This window comes from Janthinobacterium sp. BJB304 (assembly GCF_002735765.1).
Lineage (GTDB): Bacteria > Pseudomonadota > Gammaproteobacteria > Burkholderiales > Burkholderiaceae_D > Janthinobacterium.
This window is the reverse complement of the sequence record NZ_PDZN01000024.1, coordinates 17,524-33,328: the sequence shown is the minus strand read 5'-3', so window position 1 is coordinate 33,328 and position 15,805 is coordinate 17,524. Positions and strand designations below refer to the sequence as shown.

The following is a 15,805-nucleotide window of genomic DNA, read 5'->3' as shown; positions in this document are numbered from 1 at the left end:
AGTCGGGGCCGTCGCTTATTTGCTGGTGCCCGGCACCCACACCGTGCCGATCGACAAGGTCGTCAGCTTTTTCTTGCGGCCATACCAGAGGTTGACCACGCCGCGCGACACGAACACGGAGGAGAACATCGAGGTCAGGATGCCCAGGCAATGCACGACAGCGAAGCCACGCACGGGACCGCTGCCGAAGGCCAGCAGTGCCAGGCCGACGATCAGGGTGGTCACGTTCGAGTCCAGAATCGTGGCCCAGGCACGGTCGAAGCCGGCGGCGATCGCCGCTTGCGGCGTATTGCCGGCGCGCAGCTCTTCACGGATACGTTCATTGATCAGCACGTTGGCGTCAATCGCCATGCCCAGCGCCAGCGCGATAGCGGCGATACCTGGCAAGGTCAAGGTCACCTGGATCATCGACAGCAAGCCGACCAGCAACAGCAGGTTGGTGGCCAGGGCCAGCACGCTGAAGGCGCCGAACAGCATGTAGTAGGCGATCATGAAGATGGCGATGGCGATGAAACCGTACAAGGTCGAGTGGAAGCCCTTGGCGATGTTTTCCGCGCCCAGCTGCGGTCCGATCGTGCGTTCTTCGATGACGGTCATCGGTGCGGACAGGGCGCCCGAGCGCAGCAGCAGCGCCAGTTCATTCGCGTTTTCCGCGCCGCCCATGCCCGTGATCTGGAAGCGCGAACCGAGTTCCTGCTGGATGGTCGCCACCGACAGCACTTCCGGCTTGCCCTTTTCAAACAGCACGATGGCCATGCGCTTGCCCACGCGTTCGCGTGTCGCTTCGCGCATCTTGCGTCCGCCGTCGCCGTTCAGGTCGATCGACACGGCCGCTTGCTGGTTCTGGTCGAAGCTGGCCGTGGCGCTGGAGATATAGTCGCCCGTCAGGATCACGTCTTTCGCCAGCACGACAGGGACGCCCTTGCCGACGGTGAACAATTCCGAGTTGAACGGGATGGCGCTCGACAGTTCGGTGCCAGGCACGATGCTTTCATCGACGAGGCGCACTTCCAGCGTCGCCGTGCGGCCGATGATGGCTTTCGCGCGGGCCACGTCCTGCACGCCAGGCAATTGCACCACGATGCGGTCGGGACCTTGCTGCTGGATCAGCGGCTCGGCCACGCCCAGCTCGTTGACGCGCTTGGACAGGGTGGAGATATTCTGTTTTACGCCTTCGTCGATGGTCGCTTTCAGGGCGGCCGGCTTCAGGGTGATGTTCAATTTCAAATCGCTGCCTTCGCCCGCATCGGCGAACGCCAGTTCCGACATCTGGTCGGACAGCACATTTTTTGCCTTCAAGCGCGTTTCCGCGTCGCGGAAGTTGATCTGCACGCTGTCGCCCACGCGCTCGATGCCCGCATGGCGGATATTTTTGTCGCGCAACACGCTACGCGCGGCGGACTGGACGCCCTGGACTTTCTTGTTCAATACTGCTTTTGCATCGACCTGCATCAGGAAGTGCACGCCGCCGCGCAAGTCCAGGCCCAGGAACATGGGCAAGGCATGCAATTTTTGCATCCACATCGGGGTATTGGCTTGCAGGTTGACCGTCACGATGTACGCGGGGTCGCTGGCATCGGGATTGAGGTCCTTTTCCAGCACCAGTTTCGCCTTGAACTGGGTATCGGGATCGGCGAAACGCACGCGCACGGAGGCGAGGTTGCCGGCGCCATCCATGGTGACACCTTCCGACTTGACGTTCTCTTTCGTCAATATTTGCTCGACTTGCGTCATCAGCTCGCCCGTCACCTTGACGGTCGACTTGCCGCTGGTTACTTGCAGCGCCGGTGACTCACCGAAATAATTGGGTGCCGTATAAAGTGCGCCCAGCAATAAGGCGACGACGATGATGATGTATTTCCAGGCAGGATAGCGATTCATATTGATTCAGCGTTCAGTGTTGAGCGTCGGAGGCGTCGCGAGGGGCGGCCGATAGCCGCCCCGTTCAATCATTGCCGGGGCAATGACAGCGAGGAATTACAGCGCCTTCAGGGTGCCTTTAGGCAGCAAGGTGGTAATGGAGCTCTTTTGCACCGTGATTTCGGTGCCGGTCGCCACTTCGATGGTGACGTAAGCGTCCACTACCTTGACAACACGGCCCAGCATGCCGCCGGCGGTGACGACTTCGTCACCCTTGGCCAGCGCGTCCATCATCGCCCGTTGTTCTTTGGCGCGTTTTTGCTGTGGACGGATCATCAGGAAATACATGACCACGAACATCAATACCAGCGGCAGGAAGCTGGTCAGGTTGCCGCCGAGGCCCAGGGCTTCGGTTGGGGCTTGCGCATAAGCGTTGGAAATGAAAAACACGGTGACTCCAGTTCTAATCAGTTTGAAAAAATAGCGCTGTATTCTAGCATTGGCAATCCGCCAAGCCCCCAATTGCAGGCATGGCAGCTTCAAATGGGGCTAAAAAGGCATTATGCAATGCTTTCTCGCCCCCGTCCAAGCACCAATACACAAAACTTCCGGCCATGCTGCCGCCAGAGCGCAAGCTAAGGTTTTCTTAAGTTCCGCGTGCGCGTTCCGCGTGGAATTGCAGCGTAAACGCGTGGAAACGGTCTTCATCGAGCGCTTCACGCATCTGGCGCATCAGGTCCAGGTAGTAATGCAGGTTGTGGATGGTATTGAGGCGCGCGCCGAGGATTTCCTTGGAGCGGTGCAGATGGTGCAGGTAGGCGCGCGAGAAGTTGCGGCAAGCGTAGCAGCTGCAGGTTTCGTCCAGCGGCGCCTGGTCTTCCTTGTACTTGGCATTCTTGATCTTGATGTCGCCAAAACGGGTGAACAGCCAGCCATTGCGGGCGTTACGCGTCGGCATGACGCAGTCGAACATGTCGATGCCGTTCGACACGCCCGCCACCAGGTCTTCCGGCGTGCCCACGCCCATCAGGTAATGGGGCTTGTTGGCCGGCAGGCGCGGACCCACGTGGGCCAGCATGCGCATCATGTCTTCCTTCGGTTCGCCGACGGACAGGCCTCCGATGGCGATGCCGGGGAAGTCGATCTCTTCGAGCTTGGCCAACGACTCGTCGCGCAGCATTTCGAACATGCCGCCCTGCACGATGCCGAACAGCGCATTCGGGTTTTCGCCGCGGTGGAACTCATCCTTCGAGCGCTGCGCCCAGCGCAAGGACATGCGCATGGACTTGGCCGCTTCCTCGATCGTGGCCGGGCGGCCCTGAATTTCGTACGGCGTGCATTCGTCGAACTGCATGACGATGTCGGAATTCAAGACGCGCTGCACCTGCATCGACACTTCCGGCGACAGGAACAGCTTATCGCCGTTGATGGGCGAATTGAAATGCACGCCCTCTTCCGTGATCTTGCGCATGGCGCCCAGCGAAAACACCTGGAATCCGCCCGAATCCGTCAGGATCGGCTTGTTCCAGCCCATGAAACCGTGCAAGCCGCCGAATTTTTCCATGACGGTGTTACCTGGACGCAACCACAGATGAAAAGTGTTGCCCAGGATGATCTGCGCGTCGATCTCGTTGAGTTCCAGCGGCGACATGGCTTTCACCGAGCCGTAAGTGCCCACTGGCATGAAGATCGGCGTCTGCACGACACCATGGTTGAGTTTCAACGTGCCGCGGCGTGCCTTGGTCAGGCCGCTCGTGTCGGTCTTGAGTAATGTAAATTCCAGCATGGTCAGTCTTTCACGGGAGTATCAAGGTTCAGTGCGGCGCGCGATTGCGTGGTGAGCAGCATCGCATCGCCATAGCTGAAGAAACGGTAGTTCTGCGCGATCGCATGCGCGTAGGCGTTGCGGATCGGCTCATAGCCGGCAAAGGCCGACACCAGCATCAGCAGGGTCGACTTCGGCAAATGGAAGTTGGTGATCAGGCGCGTTACCGTCTTGAAAGCATAGCCGGGCGTGATGAACAGGGCCGTATCGGCGCTGCCCGCCACCAGCTGGCCGCTTTGCGAGGCCGATTCCAGCGCGCGCAGGCTGGTCGTGCCGACGGCGACCACGTCGCGCCCGGCCTGCTGCGCGGCGCGCACGGCGTCGACGGTTTCCTGCGGCATGGTGTACCACTCGGTATGCATCTTGTGTTCGGCCAGCACTTCCGTGCGCACGGGCTGGAAGGTGCCGGCGCCCACGTGCAGGGTCACATAGGCAAAGTTGACGCCCTTGGCCTTCAGTTGGTCGAGCAGGGCCTGGTCGAAATGCAGGCCCGCCGTCGGCGCGGCGACAGCGCCCGGCACCTTGTTGAAGACCGTCTGGTAGCGCGTTTCATCGAATTCGTCCGCATCGTGCTCGATGTAGGGCGGCAGCGGCAAACGGCCATGCGCCTCGATCAGCTCGAACACGTCGGCCTCGAAGTGCAGGGTAAAGAATTCGCCGGCGCGCTGGCCGACCGTCACGTCAAAGGCGTCGGCCAGGCGGATGCGGCAGCCAGGCGGCGGCGACTTCGACGCGCGCACCTGGGCCAGCACGGTGCGGTCATCGAGCACGCGCTCGACCAGCGCCTCGATCTTGCCGCCGCTTTCCTTGACGCCAAAAAAGCGCGCCTTGAGCACGCGCGTATCGTTCATCACCAGCAGATCGCCCGCGGCTAGCTGTCCTACGATGTCGGCGAACTGGCGGTCGACCACGGTCTCGCCGTCCAGATGCAACAGGCGCGAGGCGCTGCGCTCGGCCAACGGAGTTTGCGCAATGTTTTCTTGCGGCAAATTAAAATCGAAATCGGAAAGCGAATACATGCGTTTTGCTTCAAAAATACGTCAAAAATGATTAGGAGTGCGCAATGGAACATCTGGCACTATACTGTGCGCCTATACAGGCATTACAATAATCCGCCGCAACAACTACGACTGCGGTACGCACAGGGTGTGCCGGACAACCCTCTATTTTACGCTAGCGGCACAAAAATCTCCGATATGTCCGAACCCAAGCCCGATCTTCCTCCCACAGCCAAGCCTGCCGCCAAGCCGAAAGCCGCCAAAAAAGTGGTCAGCACGGAAAGCCGGCTGGCCAAACTGGGCTTGCGCACGGATATGGACCTGGTGCTGCACCTGCCGATGCGCTACGAGGACGAAACCAAGGTCTACACCATCCGCGACGCCTGCCTGCGCGGCGGCGAGTCGTGGCAAGTGGAAGGCATCGTCACCAAGTGCGAAGTCAATTTCAAGCCGCGCAAGCAATTGCTCGTGACAATCGCCGACGAAACGGGCAATTTGCTGCTGCGCTTCATGAATTTCTACGGCAGCCAGGTCAAGCAGCTGGCCGAAGGCACGCGGGTGCGCGCGCGCGCCGAGCTCAAGCACGGCTTTTTCGGCGCCGAGATGGTGCACCCGACGTACAAGGTGGTCAACGAAGGCGCGCCGCTGCCCACGGCGCTCACGCCCGTGTATCCGTCCGGTGAAGGCCTGTCGCAGCACGTGCTGCGCCGCGAGATCGCGGACGCCATGCGCCGCATCGACTGGCAGGACACCTTGCCCGATCATCTGCTGCGCGAGATGCAGCTGTCGCCGTTCCGCGCCGCCGTGCACCTGCTGCACTATCCGCCGCAGGACATCGATGAAAGCGCGCTGATGGACCGCTCGCACCCGGCCTGGGTGCGCATGAAGTTCGATGAACTGCTGGCGCAGCAGCTGTCGCTGAAACGCGCCCAGCGCGCGCGCCGCTCGAAAGGCGCGGCGTCCCTGCCCATCGTCGGCACCTTGTCGAACGCCTTCGGCGCCACCCTGCCCTTCAAGCTGACGGGCGCGCAGGCGCGCGTGCTCGAGGAAATCCGCGCCGACCTGCGCCAGCCGTATCCGATGCAGCGCTTGCTGCAAGGCGACGTCGGCAGCGGCAAGACCGTGGTGGCGGCATTATCGGCCACGCAGGCGATCGACAGCGGCTACCAGGCCGCGCTGATGGCGCCCACGGAGATTCTGGCCGAGCAGCACTTCCGCAAGATCGCCGCCTGGATGGAGCCGCTGGGCGTGAAGGTGGCGTGGCTGACGGGCAGCCTGAAGAAAAAGGAAAAGACGGCGGCGCTGGCCCTGATCGAATCGGGCGAAGCGCAGCTGGTGATCGGCACGCATGCGCTGATCCAGGATAACGTGCTGTTTGCCAAACTGGGCCTGGTGATCGTCGACGAGCAGCACCGCTTCGGCGTGGGCCAGCGCCTGACCCTGCGCAACAAGGGCGACAGCGCGGCCGTGCCGCATCAGCTGATGATGTCGGCCACGCCGATCCCGCGCACCCTGGCCATGACGTATTACGCCGACCTGGAAGTGTCCGTGATCGACGAGCTGCCGCCCGGCCGCAGCCCCATCGTCACGCGCGCCATCGACCAGAACCGGCGCGACGAAGTCATCGCCCGCGTGTATGCGGCCGCGCTGGAAGGCCGGCAGGTGTACTGGGTCTGCCCGCTGATCGAGGAATCGGAAGCGCTGCAGCTGCAGACGGCCACCGATACCTACATGATGCTGGCCGATGCCTTGCCCGCGCTGCAGGTGGGCCTCGTGCACGGCCGCCTGAAACCGGCGGAAAAACAGGAAGTGATGGACGCTTTCATCGCCGGCCATATCCACGTGCTGGTGGCCACCACCGTCATCGAGGTGGGCGTCGACGTGCCGAACGCCTCGCTGATGGTGATCGAGCACGCCGAGCGCTTCGGCCTGTCGCAGCTGCACCAGCTGCGCGGCCGCGTGGGCCGCGGCTCGGCGGCCAGCGTCTGCCTGCTGCTGTACCAGGGACCGCTGGGCGGCGTGGCGCGCCAGCGTTTGATGACCATGCGCGAAACGACGGACGGTTTTGAAATTGCCCGCCGCGACCTGGAAATCCGCGGTCCCGGGGAATTCCTCGGCGCGCGCCAGTCCGGCCAGGCCATGCTGCGCTTCGCCGACCTGGAAACGGACCAATGGCTGGTCGACCAGGCCCGCGACGTGGCGCACGACCTGCTGCACGCCACCACCGCGGCGGCCGCCGCCACCGTGGAAGCGCACCTGGCGCGCTGGCTGGGTGGGAAAGAGGAATTTTTGAAGGTGTAGGTCTTACATTGCATGTCGGATTACGCGCTTTGCGCTAATCCGACCTACTCATGACGCAAACGGTAGGTCGGATTAGCGTAGCGTAATCCGACAACATTGTTGACTAATGTCACTCCCGCCCAACACCTGTCATGTCTACGACATCCCCGCCCCAATCCTCTGCACACAAGCCGTGCTTTACATACCGGTGAAAACTCGAATACGGCCAATCGATGACTTTACTCGCCAAGCCATGCTTGACGGGGTTGTAATGGATGTAATCGACATGCTTTATAAAGTCGCGCTCGTCGCGCAGCACATGCTCCCAGTAGCGATGCTGCCAAACGTCTTTCAATCCTGCATGCTTGCTGAACCACGTCTTGATCAATCGCCAGCGCGTCATGAAGTCGGCATCGTCTTCAGGCAAAGTCCAGATGCAATGCAAGTGATCGGGCAAGATGACGATGGCGTCGATAGCGAATGGCCGCTTCTGGCGCACGGCGCGGAAAGCGTCCCTGAGCAAAGCCACGGCAATTTCCGAAGTAAAGACGGGCCGGCGGTGTGCCGTCACCACTGTGAAGAAAAAGCTGCCGCCAGGCTGGAATGCGCGTCGATATCGCATGGTTTCGGGTGTTGTCGGATTACGGCCTGCGGCCTAATCCGACCTACGCGAAAAGACACCGCAATAGGTCGGGTAGGTCGGATTAGCGTAGCGTAATCCGACTTTCAGTGTAATCCGACTTCCAGCGTAATCCCGCTTTTCGCAATCGGCCTTGCGCCCGCGCAGCCTACATGCACATCCAGAAGCGGTTCGCCAGGTCGAGCATGAAGTCGGGGCGCAGATAGGCCAGGAAGACGAGACCCAGCAGCGCAGCGCCGGCCAGGCGCCATAGCCATGTGCGCCAGCTGGCCATTACGCGGCCACCGCCACGCGCTTGACGGCGCGCTCGTCGATGGGCAGGTTGATCAGCGCGGCCAGCAGACCAAGGCCAATGGTGATCATCCACACGATGTGGTAACTGCCCTGGTGCTCGTACAGGTAGCCGCCCAGCCACGCGCCGAGGAAACTGCCCACCTGGTGCGAGAAGAACACCATCCCGGCCAGCATCGACAAATGCTTGACGCCGAAGATGCCGGCGATGATGCCGTTCGTCAGCGGCACGGTCGACAGCCACAGCACGCCCATGCCGGCGGCGAACAGGTACACGGACCATGCCGACAATGGCGCCAGCAGGAACACGGTGATGACCACGGCACGCGTCACGTAGATGGCAGACAGCAGGTAGCGCTTGGCGATCTTGCCACCGAGTTTGCCCGCGTAGTAGGAGCCGACGATGTTGAACAGGCCGATCAGGGCCAGCGCCGTGACGGCGATGTTCGGGTTCATCAGGCCCTGGTCCTTCAGGTAGGCCGGCAAGTGCACGCCGATGAAGACCAACTGGAAACCGCAGACAAAATAGCCGGCCAGCAGCAGCCAGAACGAACGGCTGGCGATGGCTTCGCTGAAGGCGGCACCGATGCTTTGCTGCGGGCCGCTGGCGTGCGAGACGGGCGGCTCGCGCAGGTAGAACGCCATCGGGATCATGGCCAGCAGCACCAGCGCGGCCAGCACATAAAAGGCGTTTTGCCAGCCCACGGCGGAGATCAGCTGCTGCTCGACCGGCATCATCAGGAACTGGCCGAACGAGCCGGCCGCCGACGAAATGCCGAAGGCCCACGAGCGCTGCTCGGGCGGCGCGCTGCGGCCGATGATGCCGCTGATGGCGCCAAAGGCCGTGCAGGCCAGCGCCAGGCCGATGAAGATGCCGGAACCGACGATGAACAGGGTGGGCTGCGTCACGAGCGCCATCCACACGAGGCCGGCCATGTAGCTGATGGCGCCGACGATGACGACGCGCATGGTGCCGAAACGGTCGGCCGCCATGCCGGCGAACGGACCGAAGACGCCCCACATCAGGTTTTGCATGGCCAGCGCCAGCGAATACGTTTCGCGCGTCCAGCCGTTCGCTTGCGAGATCGGCTGCATCCAGAAGCCCAGGCCGTGGCGCACACCCATCGCCAGGGTCAGCACGACGCCGCTGGCGATGAGGACGGTTTTCAGGCTGGGACGCGATGCGGGCGATGTCATGGGGTTCCTGTTCTCGCCTGGTCGGCTTGGTAGACGAGGCCGATCTGGCCGCGCATGGTGTCGAGGTTGTGCATCAGCGCCACGCTGTCGGCGTGCGGCATGACGGGGCTTTCCAGCAGGCCGGCGCGGATGCAGCGCATCGCTTCGATGGCCTCGTGCGCGTAGCCATTGCCCAGGTGCGGTGCGGCGACGACGCGGCGTGCGCCATCCATCGCTTCGACGATCAGGTGGTCGGGCTTGTAAAAACGGCTGGGCACGCGGATGCGGCCCAGGCTGCCGGAAATCGTCATTTCCGTCGGCGTCTGCGCGCGCAGGCTGCAGGCGCAGGACGAGGTGCCGCCGCCCGCGTGCAGCAAGGAAAACACCACCTGTTCGTCGACACCGGTGGCGCCCATCTCGGCCAGCGCCTGCACCTGCGATACCGGGCCGAGGAAGAAGGCCGCCATCGACAGCGGATAGATGCCCACGTCGAGCAGCGCGCCGCCGCCGAGTTCGGGATTGAAGATGCGGTGCTCGGGCGGGAAATGGGCGACGAAGCCAATATCGGCCTGCACCTGCCGCAGCACGCCGATTTCGCCGCTGGCGACGATGCGTTTGGCTTCCTGCACGGCGGGCAGGAAACGGCTCCACATGGCTTCCATCAAAAACAGCTTTTTCTCGCGCGCCATATCGACCACGGCCTGCGCCTCGCGCGCGTTCATCGTGAACGGCTTTTCGCACACGACGTGCTTGCCGGCGGCGAGGCACATCAGGGCATTTTCCGCATGCAGGGTGTGCGGCGTGGCGATGTAAATCACGTCCACGCCAGGATCGTCCGCCAGCGCCTGGTAGGAGCCGTGGCAGCGTTCGATGCCGAATTCGGCGCCGAAGGCTTGCGCGCCGGCGACGCTGCGCGAGGCGACGGCCGCCAGCTGCGCTCCAGGCGCGTCGCGCAAGCCATTGGCCATCGCGCGGGCGATCTTGCCGGTGCCGAGGATGCCCCAGCGGACGGTATGCTCCATGCTCTACTCTCTTTCTGCGCCTGCTGCCTTGCGCTTCGGGCGGAACACCGCCGCGTCATTGTAAAAATCGTCGTCCTGGCCTTCGCACCAGCCAGGCAAACCAAGCACCGGCAGCGGCGTGAAGTCGGCCGTCGTGAGGCCTTGCTGCGCCAGGTCTTGCGCCACCCGCTCGTCGAGCCAGGCGCGGCGTGCGACATCGTCCAGCGTGAAATAGGCGTCGCCGGCAAAGATCACGCGCGTGTGCGCCGTAATGGCCTTGCGCGGCGCCACCAGTTTTTCCATCAGCGCGTGGCCGAACAGCCAGACTTCGGCGTCGCCGCCCGCGCCAAACTTCGCGCGCTGCGCGATAAATGCGCTGCGCCAGTCATGTCCGCGCAGTGCCGTTTCGAGCGCGCGTCCGGCATCGCTGTCGCGCAGCACCAGCAAGGCGGAATTTTCATCGAAAATCGTCGCGCCGTCGCGCGCGGGACCGCGCGATTTTCCCACGCCGGACAGGGCGATCTGCGCCGCCTGCAGCGCATTCAACTGCCGCTTGATGCGCGGGAAAGTGAGCCACACGAGCGCATTGAAAAAGTCGTGCAGATTGTCACGCGTGGGCACGCCGCCCGTGGCGCCGATGAACTCCTCGTAGGCCACGCCTTCGGGCAGGTCCGCTTGCGGCACGAAGGCCAGCGGCAAGCCGGACGGATTGCGCAAGTCCAGCGCCCGTGCCCGTCCGTTCAGCGCCGCGATCACCGTGTCGCGCTGCAGGTCCAGCTGCCGTCGCGCCGGCAGCACCGTGGCAAACCAGGGGCGGGTCCAGTCTATCGATGACAGCATGAACGCTTAGACCATTTTCCAGTTGATCTGTTCGCCCGCGTTAAGCGGAATCACATGGCTATCGCCCAGCGGCAGCGAGGCCGGCAAGGTCCAGCTTTCGCGACGCAGGGTGATGGTGTCCGTGTTGCGCGGCACGCCGTAGAAGGCCGGGCCGTGGAAGCTGGAGAACGCTTCCAGCTTGTCGAGCGCGCCGGCCCGTTCGAACGCTTCCGCATACATTTCCATCGCGTGCAGGGCCGTGTAGCAACCGGCGCAGCCGCAAGCCATTTCCTTGGCGCCTTGCGCGTGCGGCGCCGAATCGGTGCCGAGGAAGAAGCGCTCGTCGCCGCTGGCGGCGGCCGTCATCAGCGCCAAACGGTGCTCTTCGCGCTTGAGGATGGGCAGGCAGTAGTAATGGGGGCGGATGCCGCCCTTGAAAATCTCGTTGCGGTTGTACAGCAGATGGTGCGCGGTGATGGTGGCGGCGATCGGGCCTTCCGCTTCGGCCACGTACTGCGCCGCATCCTTGGTGGTGATGTGTTCGAACACGACGGACAGTGCCGGGAAGGCGCTGCGCAGCGGGCGCATCACGCGCTCGATGAAGACGGCTTCGCGGTCGAAAATGTCGATTTCCGGATCCGTCACTTCGCCGTGCACGAGGAAGGGCATGCCCACTTCCTGCATCACTTCGAGCACCTTGTAGCAATTCTTCAAATCCGTCACGCCCAGGTCGGAATTCGTGGTGGCGCCGGCCGGATACAGTTTCACGGCTTGCACGATGCCGCTGTCCTGCGCGCGGCGGATTTCGTCGGGCGAGGTGTTGTTCGTCAGGTACAGCACCATCAGCGGATCGAAGTTCACGCCTTCCGGCACGGCGGCCAGGATGCGCTCGCGGTAGGCGCTGGCATCGGCCGTGGTGGTAACCGGGGGTTTGAGGTTCGGCATGACGATGGCGCGGCCGAACTGGCGCGCGCTGTGCGGCAGCACGCTGGCCATGACGGCGCCGTCGCGCAGGTGCAAATGCCAGTCGTCTGGACGGGTGATGGTGATGGAATCTGGGGTGTGATCGAGTGTGGACATGGCGGCTGCTCTCAGGCGGTCATTGCGGATAGCGCCATTTTACCAGCCGCAGGACCGTCCCGCCGGCAGGGAGAGCCCGCGCATGCTGGCGGGGAAACGGCAAAACGGCCGGTATCACCCGGCCGTTTTAACTAAAAGAATGAAGAGCATCAGGACTTGGCCGATGCAGTCTCCTGCTTCGCCACCCAGGCGCGGATCTCGGCCAGCATCTGGTCCAGCTTGACGCGGTCGTATACCTGGCCACGGCTGACCACCAGGCGGATCTGGCGCGTGGCGCCGATGTCCTGCAGCGGGTTCGCGTCGAGCACCAGCAGGTCGGCCGCCTTGCCGGCCGCCACGCTGCCGTAGCGCTCCAGCTTGCCCAGGAAGCGGGGACCGTTGATGACGGCCGACTGCAAGGCTTGCTGCGGCGTCAGGCCGTACTGCACATACAGGCCGATTTCATCGTGCAGGGCCTGGCCCGGATAGTCGAAGGAATTCAAGAAGCCCGCATCGGTGCCGGCGATGATGCTCACGCCCTGCTGCTGCAAAATGGGCAGCAGCTTGGCCGATTGCTCGAACTGCGCGTGGCGCTGGGCGATCGCATCCGGGCCATCCTTGGCGGCGCGCTGCACGCGCCAGTCGTAGGTGGCGCGCAAGCCCTTGCCGATGTACTGCAGGGCAGGATCGTGCGTGTGGTCTTCGCGGTCCAGATACGCCGTTACGCGCGAACCCCACAGGGTCGGCACGATGGCCGTGCCGCGCGCGGCCAGGTAGCTGAAGGCCTTGCGCGCCGTCGGCTCGTCGTAGCTTTGCAGGCTTTCGCGCATGGCCTCCTTGCCCGTCATCGTGCCGGCGGCCACCTTATCCGTCAGCTCCTGTTCGCGCGGCGTGGTGGCGCGCAGCAGGTAGGATTGATGTTCGATCGTGCCCAGGCCCGCATCGGCCATCTGCTCCAACGTGAGCTGCACGGGGATATGGCCCGAAGTGCGCATGCCCCGTTCGCGCGCCTGGCGCAAGGCTTCCAGGTACAGCTCCGGCTTGAGGGTGTTTTCCGTGATCTTCACGAAGTCCACTTGCTGCGCCTGCAGGCCGTCCAGCGCGCGCGTCACTTCCTGCGGCGTGCCCACTTCAATGGTGCCCTTCCACAGCGGCTTGAGGCCTTCGAGCTTGGCGCCAGAGGTAAAGATCGTCGGACCTTCCAGCTGGCCCGCGTTGATCTGCCGGCGCCATGCCAGCACCGTGTCGGGCAAGTCGCCCGAACAGTCGCGCACCGTGGTGATGCCGTGTGCCAGGTACAAAGGCAGCAGCTGCTTGTTCTCGTCGATCAGTTCCGGGCCGCCGCCGAAATGCACGTGCGTGTCCCACAGACCCGGCATCAGATATTTGCCGGGCAGGCGGATGGTCCGCTTCGGCGCGTAGCTGCGCAGCTGCGCGTCATCGACGACGGCGACGATGCTGTCGCCCTTGAGCAGCACGGTCTTGCCGTTGACGCTGCTACCGGCGGCAACGTCGATCAGGGTGGCGTCGCGCAGGGCGATGTCGACGGCGATCTTGTCGGCCGCGTGGGCATGGGCCAGCAAGCCCAGCGCCAGCATGGCGCCGGCGATGTGTTTCATGTCAGGCATGCGTACTCAACTTCAAGGTGATGGAAAATTAATGGATGATCTTGGCGAGGAAATCGCGCGCGCGGTCCGAGCGCGTCGTGTTGAAGAAGTCATCCTTGCTGCAATCCTCGATGATCTTGCCCTGGTCCATGAAGACGATGCGGTTCGCCACGCGCCGGGCAAAACCCATTTCGTGCGTGACAACCATCATCGTCATGCCTTCCTGCGCCAGGCCCACCATCACGTCGAGCACTTCGTTGATCATCTCCGGATCGAGCGCCGATGTCGGCTCGTCAAACAGCATGGCGATCGGGTCCATCGACAGTGCGCGGGCGATGGCCACGCGCTGCTGCTGGCCGCCCGACAGCTGGCCGGGGAACTTGTCCTGCTGCGACAGCAGGCCCACGCGGTCCAGGTATTTCAAGCCCTTGGCATTGGCTTCGTCGGCGCTGCGGCCCAGCACCTTGATCTGGCCGATGGTGAGGTTTTCGCGGATCGACAGATGCGGGAACAGCTCGAAATTCTGGAACACCATGCCGATGCGCGCGCGCAGTTTCGACAAATTCGTTTTCGGATCGTTGACGGTGATGCCGTCGACGATGATCCGCCCCTGCTGGATCGGTTCCAGGCCGTTGACGGTCTTGATCAGGGTCGACTTGCCGGAGCCCGACGGGCCGCAAATGACCATCACGTCACCCTTGGCGACGTTGGTGGTGCAGTCGGTCAGTACCTGGAACTGGCCATACCATTTGCTGACGTTATTGAGTTCAATCATCTTGTTCTTTCTTTTACGGTTAGCGAATGATGGCGACGCGTTTCTGCAGGCGTTTTACCAGGAACGACAAGGCATAGCACAGCACGAAATACACGACGGCGACAAACACGTACATTTCCACCAGGCGGCCGTCGCGCTGCGCGATTTTCGAGGCGGCGCCGACGAAATCGGGAATCGACAGCACGTACACGAGCGACACGTCCTGGAACAGCACGATGGTTTGCGTCAGCAGCACGGGGATCATGTTGCGGAACGCTTGCGGCAGCACGATGCTGCCCATGGTTTGCCGGTAGTTCATGCCCAGCGCCTGTCCCGCCCACACCTGGCCGCGGGGAATCGACTGTATGCCGCTGCGCATGATCTCGCAATAGTAGGCCGCTTCGAACATGATGAAGGTGATCAGCGCGGAAGAAAACGCGCCCACTTTCACGGGCTCGTTGGCGCCGATGATCCAGGCGGCGATATACGGCACCAGGAAGTAGAACCAGAAGATCACCAGCACCAGCGGGATCGAGCGTATCAGGTTGACGTAGCTCGACGCCACGCCAGAGATGATGCGGTTGCTGGACAAGCGCATCAGCGCCAGCAAGGTGCCCAGCACGATGCCGCCCACCATGGCCAGCGCCGTCAGTTTCAGGGTAAACACCATGCCGGTCTGGAACAGATAGACCCACGAGCGAGAGATGACATCGAAATCGAAATTACCGAACATATCAGTGTCCTCCCGTCTTGGCGCCGGCGACGATGAAGCCGGGGATGGCGACCTTTTTCTCGATCAGGTGCATCAGCACCACGACCAGCAGGTTGACGACGATGTAGATGATGGTGGCGGCCGAAAACGCCTCGAACACCTGGAAGGAAAACTCCTGGATGGCGCGCGCGCTGGCCGTCAGCTCGATCAGGCCGATGGTCAGCGCCACGGAACTGTTCTTGATGATGTTCAAAAATTCGCTGGTCAGCGGCGGCAGGATGACGCGCGCGGCCATCGGCAGCAAAATGAAGCGGTAGGTTTGCGGCAGGGTCAGGCCCAGCGCCGTGCCGGCCAGTTTCTGCCCGCGCGGCAGCGCCTCGATGCCCGTCGTCACCTGCACGGCCACGCGCGACGAAGTAAAAAATCCCAGGCACAGCACGGCCGTGACGAATGGTGCATTCGGCAGCGACTTGACCCAGGCGCCCAGGTCGGGCGGCAGCAATTCCGGCATGACGAAATACCAGAGGAACATCTGCACCAGCAGCGGCACGTTGCGGAACAATTCAACGTAGGCATTGGCTACGCCCACCAGCCATTTATTCGGCAGGGTGCGAATGGTGCCGACCACCAGGCCCAATATCAATGCCATGATCCATGCCGCACCGGCCGTGGCCAGGGTCCAGACCAGGCCGGACCACAAGGTGTCCATATACGTGCCCACGCCATCGGGAGAAATCTCCCAGAAAATGCGCCAATTCCAGTTGTAATTCATGATCATCCTTC

15 protein-coding genes are annotated in these 15,805 nt (G+C 62.8%); 1 reads left to right on the top strand and 14 read right to left on the bottom strand.

Annotation, left to right across the window (positions count from 1 at the left end; genetic code table 11):
* Positions 1 to 15 precede the first annotated feature (15 nt).
* The 4 genes from secD to queA form a co-directional block, all read right to left on the bottom strand.
* Positions 16 to 1,881: a protein translocase subunit SecD gene (gene secD / locus CSQ95_RS23795; RefSeq protein WP_070290808.1), complete on the bottom strand. Its 1,866-nt coding sequence runs from the start codon at positions 1,879 to 1,881 to the stop codon at positions 16 to 18.
* 96 nt (positions 1,882 to 1,977) lie between these two features.
* Positions 1,978 to 2,310: a preprotein translocase subunit YajC gene (gene yajC, locus CSQ95_RS23790; protein WP_046684538.1), complete on the bottom strand. Its 333-nt coding sequence runs from the start codon at positions 2,308 to 2,310 to the stop codon at positions 1,978 to 1,980.
* A 196-nt stretch (positions 2,311 to 2,506) separates the two neighbouring features.
* Entirely contained in the window at positions 2,507 to 3,646 is a 1,140-nt protein-coding gene (tgt, locus tag CSQ95_RS23785) for a tRNA guanosine(34) transglycosylase Tgt (RefSeq protein WP_034745502.1), read from the bottom strand.
* A gap of 2 nt (positions 3,647 to 3,648) precedes the next feature.
* Positions 3,649 to 4,704, bottom strand: a complete 1,056-nt coding sequence (gene queA, locus CSQ95_RS23780) for a tRNA preQ1(34) S-adenosylmethionine ribosyltransferase-isomerase QueA (RefSeq protein ID WP_070220691.1) — start codon at positions 4,702 to 4,704, stop codon at positions 3,649 to 3,651.
* Between the two features lie 177 nt (positions 4,705 to 4,881).
* Between queA and recG the strand changes: the two genes are divergently transcribed.
* Positions 4,882 to 6,984, top strand: coding sequence for an ATP-dependent DNA helicase RecG (recG, locus tag CSQ95_RS23775; protein ID WP_099411295.1), 2,103 nt, complete (start codon positions 4,882 to 4,884; stop codon positions 6,982 to 6,984).
* Positions 6,985 to 7,093: 109 nt separating this feature from the next.
* Here recG and CSQ95_RS23770 read toward each other — a convergent pair whose 3' ends face one another.
* From CSQ95_RS23770 to CSQ95_RS23730, 10 genes are all read right to left on the bottom strand, one after another.
* Complete coding sequence (locus CSQ95_RS23770; RefSeq protein ID WP_099411294.1) at positions 7,094 to 7,585, bottom strand: transposase; 492 nt, start codon at positions 7,583 to 7,585, stop codon at positions 7,094 to 7,096.
* A 166-nt stretch (positions 7,586 to 7,751) separates the two neighbouring features.
* A complete protein-coding gene (locus CSQ95_RS30160; RefSeq protein WP_256267217.1) occupies positions 7,752 to 7,877 on the bottom strand; it encodes a hypothetical protein in 126 nt (41 codons plus the stop codon).
* A complete protein-coding gene (locus CSQ95_RS23765) occupies positions 7,877 to 9,091 on the bottom strand; it encodes an MFS transporter (protein ID WP_099411293.1) in 1,215 nt (404 codons plus the stop codon). Before CSQ95_RS23765 ends, CSQ95_RS30160 begins: the two co-directional genes overlap by 1 nt.
* Positions 9,088 to 10,092: a Gfo/Idh/MocA family protein gene (locus tag CSQ95_RS23760; RefSeq protein WP_099411292.1), complete on the bottom strand. Its 1,005-nt coding sequence runs from the start codon at positions 10,090 to 10,092 to the stop codon at positions 9,088 to 9,090. Before CSQ95_RS23760 ends, CSQ95_RS23765 begins: the two co-directional genes overlap by 4 nt.
* Positions 10,093 to 10,095: 3 nt before the next feature.
* Positions 10,096 to 10,911, bottom strand: a complete 816-nt coding sequence (locus tag CSQ95_RS23755; protein WP_099411291.1) for a DUF3025 domain-containing protein — start codon at positions 10,909 to 10,911, stop codon at positions 10,096 to 10,098.
* A gap of 6 nt (positions 10,912 to 10,917) precedes the next feature.
* Positions 10,918 to 11,970, bottom strand: coding sequence for a dihydroorotase (gene pyrC, locus CSQ95_RS23750; RefSeq protein WP_099411290.1), 1,053 nt, complete (start codon positions 11,968 to 11,970; stop codon positions 10,918 to 10,920).
* 149 nt (positions 11,971 to 12,119) lie between these two features.
* Complete coding sequence (locus tag CSQ95_RS23745; protein ID WP_099411289.1) at positions 12,120 to 13,577, bottom strand: amidohydrolase family protein; 1,458 nt, start codon at positions 13,575 to 13,577, stop codon at positions 12,120 to 12,122.
* Between the two features lie 28 nt (positions 13,578 to 13,605).
* Complete coding sequence (locus CSQ95_RS23740) at positions 13,606 to 14,331, bottom strand: amino acid ABC transporter ATP-binding protein (RefSeq protein ID WP_070220705.1); 726 nt, start codon at positions 14,329 to 14,331, stop codon at positions 13,606 to 13,608.
* 19 nt (positions 14,332 to 14,350) lie between these two features.
* The gene (locus CSQ95_RS23735) at positions 14,351 to 15,043 is read right to left on the bottom strand and encodes an amino acid ABC transporter permease (RefSeq protein WP_070220707.1); all 693 of its coding nucleotides are present in this window, start codon (positions 15,041 to 15,043) and stop codon (positions 14,351 to 14,353) included.
* A 1-nt stretch (position 15,044) separates the two neighbouring features.
* Complete coding sequence (locus CSQ95_RS23730) at positions 15,045 to 15,794, bottom strand: amino acid ABC transporter permease (RefSeq protein WP_099411325.1); 750 nt, start codon at positions 15,792 to 15,794, stop codon at positions 15,045 to 15,047.
* Positions 15,795 to 15,805: the final 11 nt, after the last annotated feature.

Excerpts from the sequence above, each read along its gene's own strand:
- secD (WP_070290808.1), bottom strand. The coding sequence starts at position 1,881 with ATGAATCGCTATCCTGCCTGGAAATACATCATCATCGTCGTCGCCTTA.
- tgt (WP_034745502.1), bottom strand. The coding sequence starts at position 3,646 with ATGCTGGAATTTACATTACTCAAGACCGACACGAGCGGCCTGACCAAG.
- queA (WP_070220691.1), bottom strand. The coding sequence starts at position 4,704 with ATGTATTCGCTTTCCGATTTCGATTTTAATTTGCCGCAAGAAAACATT.
- recG (WP_099411295.1), top strand. The coding sequence starts at position 4,882 with ATGTCCGAACCCAAGCCCGATCTTCCTCCCACAGCCAAGCCTGCCGCC.
- CSQ95_RS23770 (WP_099411294.1), bottom strand. The coding sequence starts at position 7,585 with ATGCGATATCGACGCGCATTCCAGCCTGGCGGCAGCTTTTTCTTCACA.
- CSQ95_RS30160 (WP_256267217.1), bottom strand. The coding sequence starts at position 7,877 with ATGGCCAGCTGGCGCACATGGCTATGGCGCCTGGCCGGCGCTGCGCTG.
- CSQ95_RS23765 (WP_099411293.1), bottom strand. The coding sequence starts at position 9,091 with ATGACATCGCCCGCATCGCGTCCCAGCCTGAAAACCGTCCTCATCGCC.
- CSQ95_RS23760 (WP_099411292.1), bottom strand. The coding sequence starts at position 10,092 with ATGGAGCATACCGTCCGCTGGGGCATCCTCGGCACCGGCAAGATCGCC.
- CSQ95_RS23755 (WP_099411291.1), bottom strand. The coding sequence starts at position 10,911 with ATGCTGTCATCGATAGACTGGACCCGCCCCTGGTTTGCCACGGTGCTG.
- pyrC (WP_099411290.1), bottom strand. The coding sequence starts at position 11,970 with ATGTCCACACTCGATCACACCCCAGATTCCATCACCATCACCCGTCCA.
- CSQ95_RS23745 (WP_099411289.1), bottom strand. The coding sequence starts at position 13,577 with ATGCCTGACATGAAACACATCGCCGGCGCCATGCTGGCGCTGGGCTTG.
- CSQ95_RS23740 (WP_070220705.1), bottom strand. The coding sequence starts at position 14,331 with ATGATTGAACTCAATAACGTCAGCAAATGGTATGGCCAGTTCCAGGTA.
- CSQ95_RS23735 (WP_070220707.1), bottom strand. The coding sequence starts at position 15,043 with ATGTTCGGTAATTTCGATTTCGATGTCATCTCTCGCTCGTGGGTCTAT.
- CSQ95_RS23730 (WP_099411325.1), bottom strand. The coding sequence starts at position 15,794 with ATGAATTACAACTGGAATTGGCGCATTTTCTGGGAGATTTCTCCCGAT.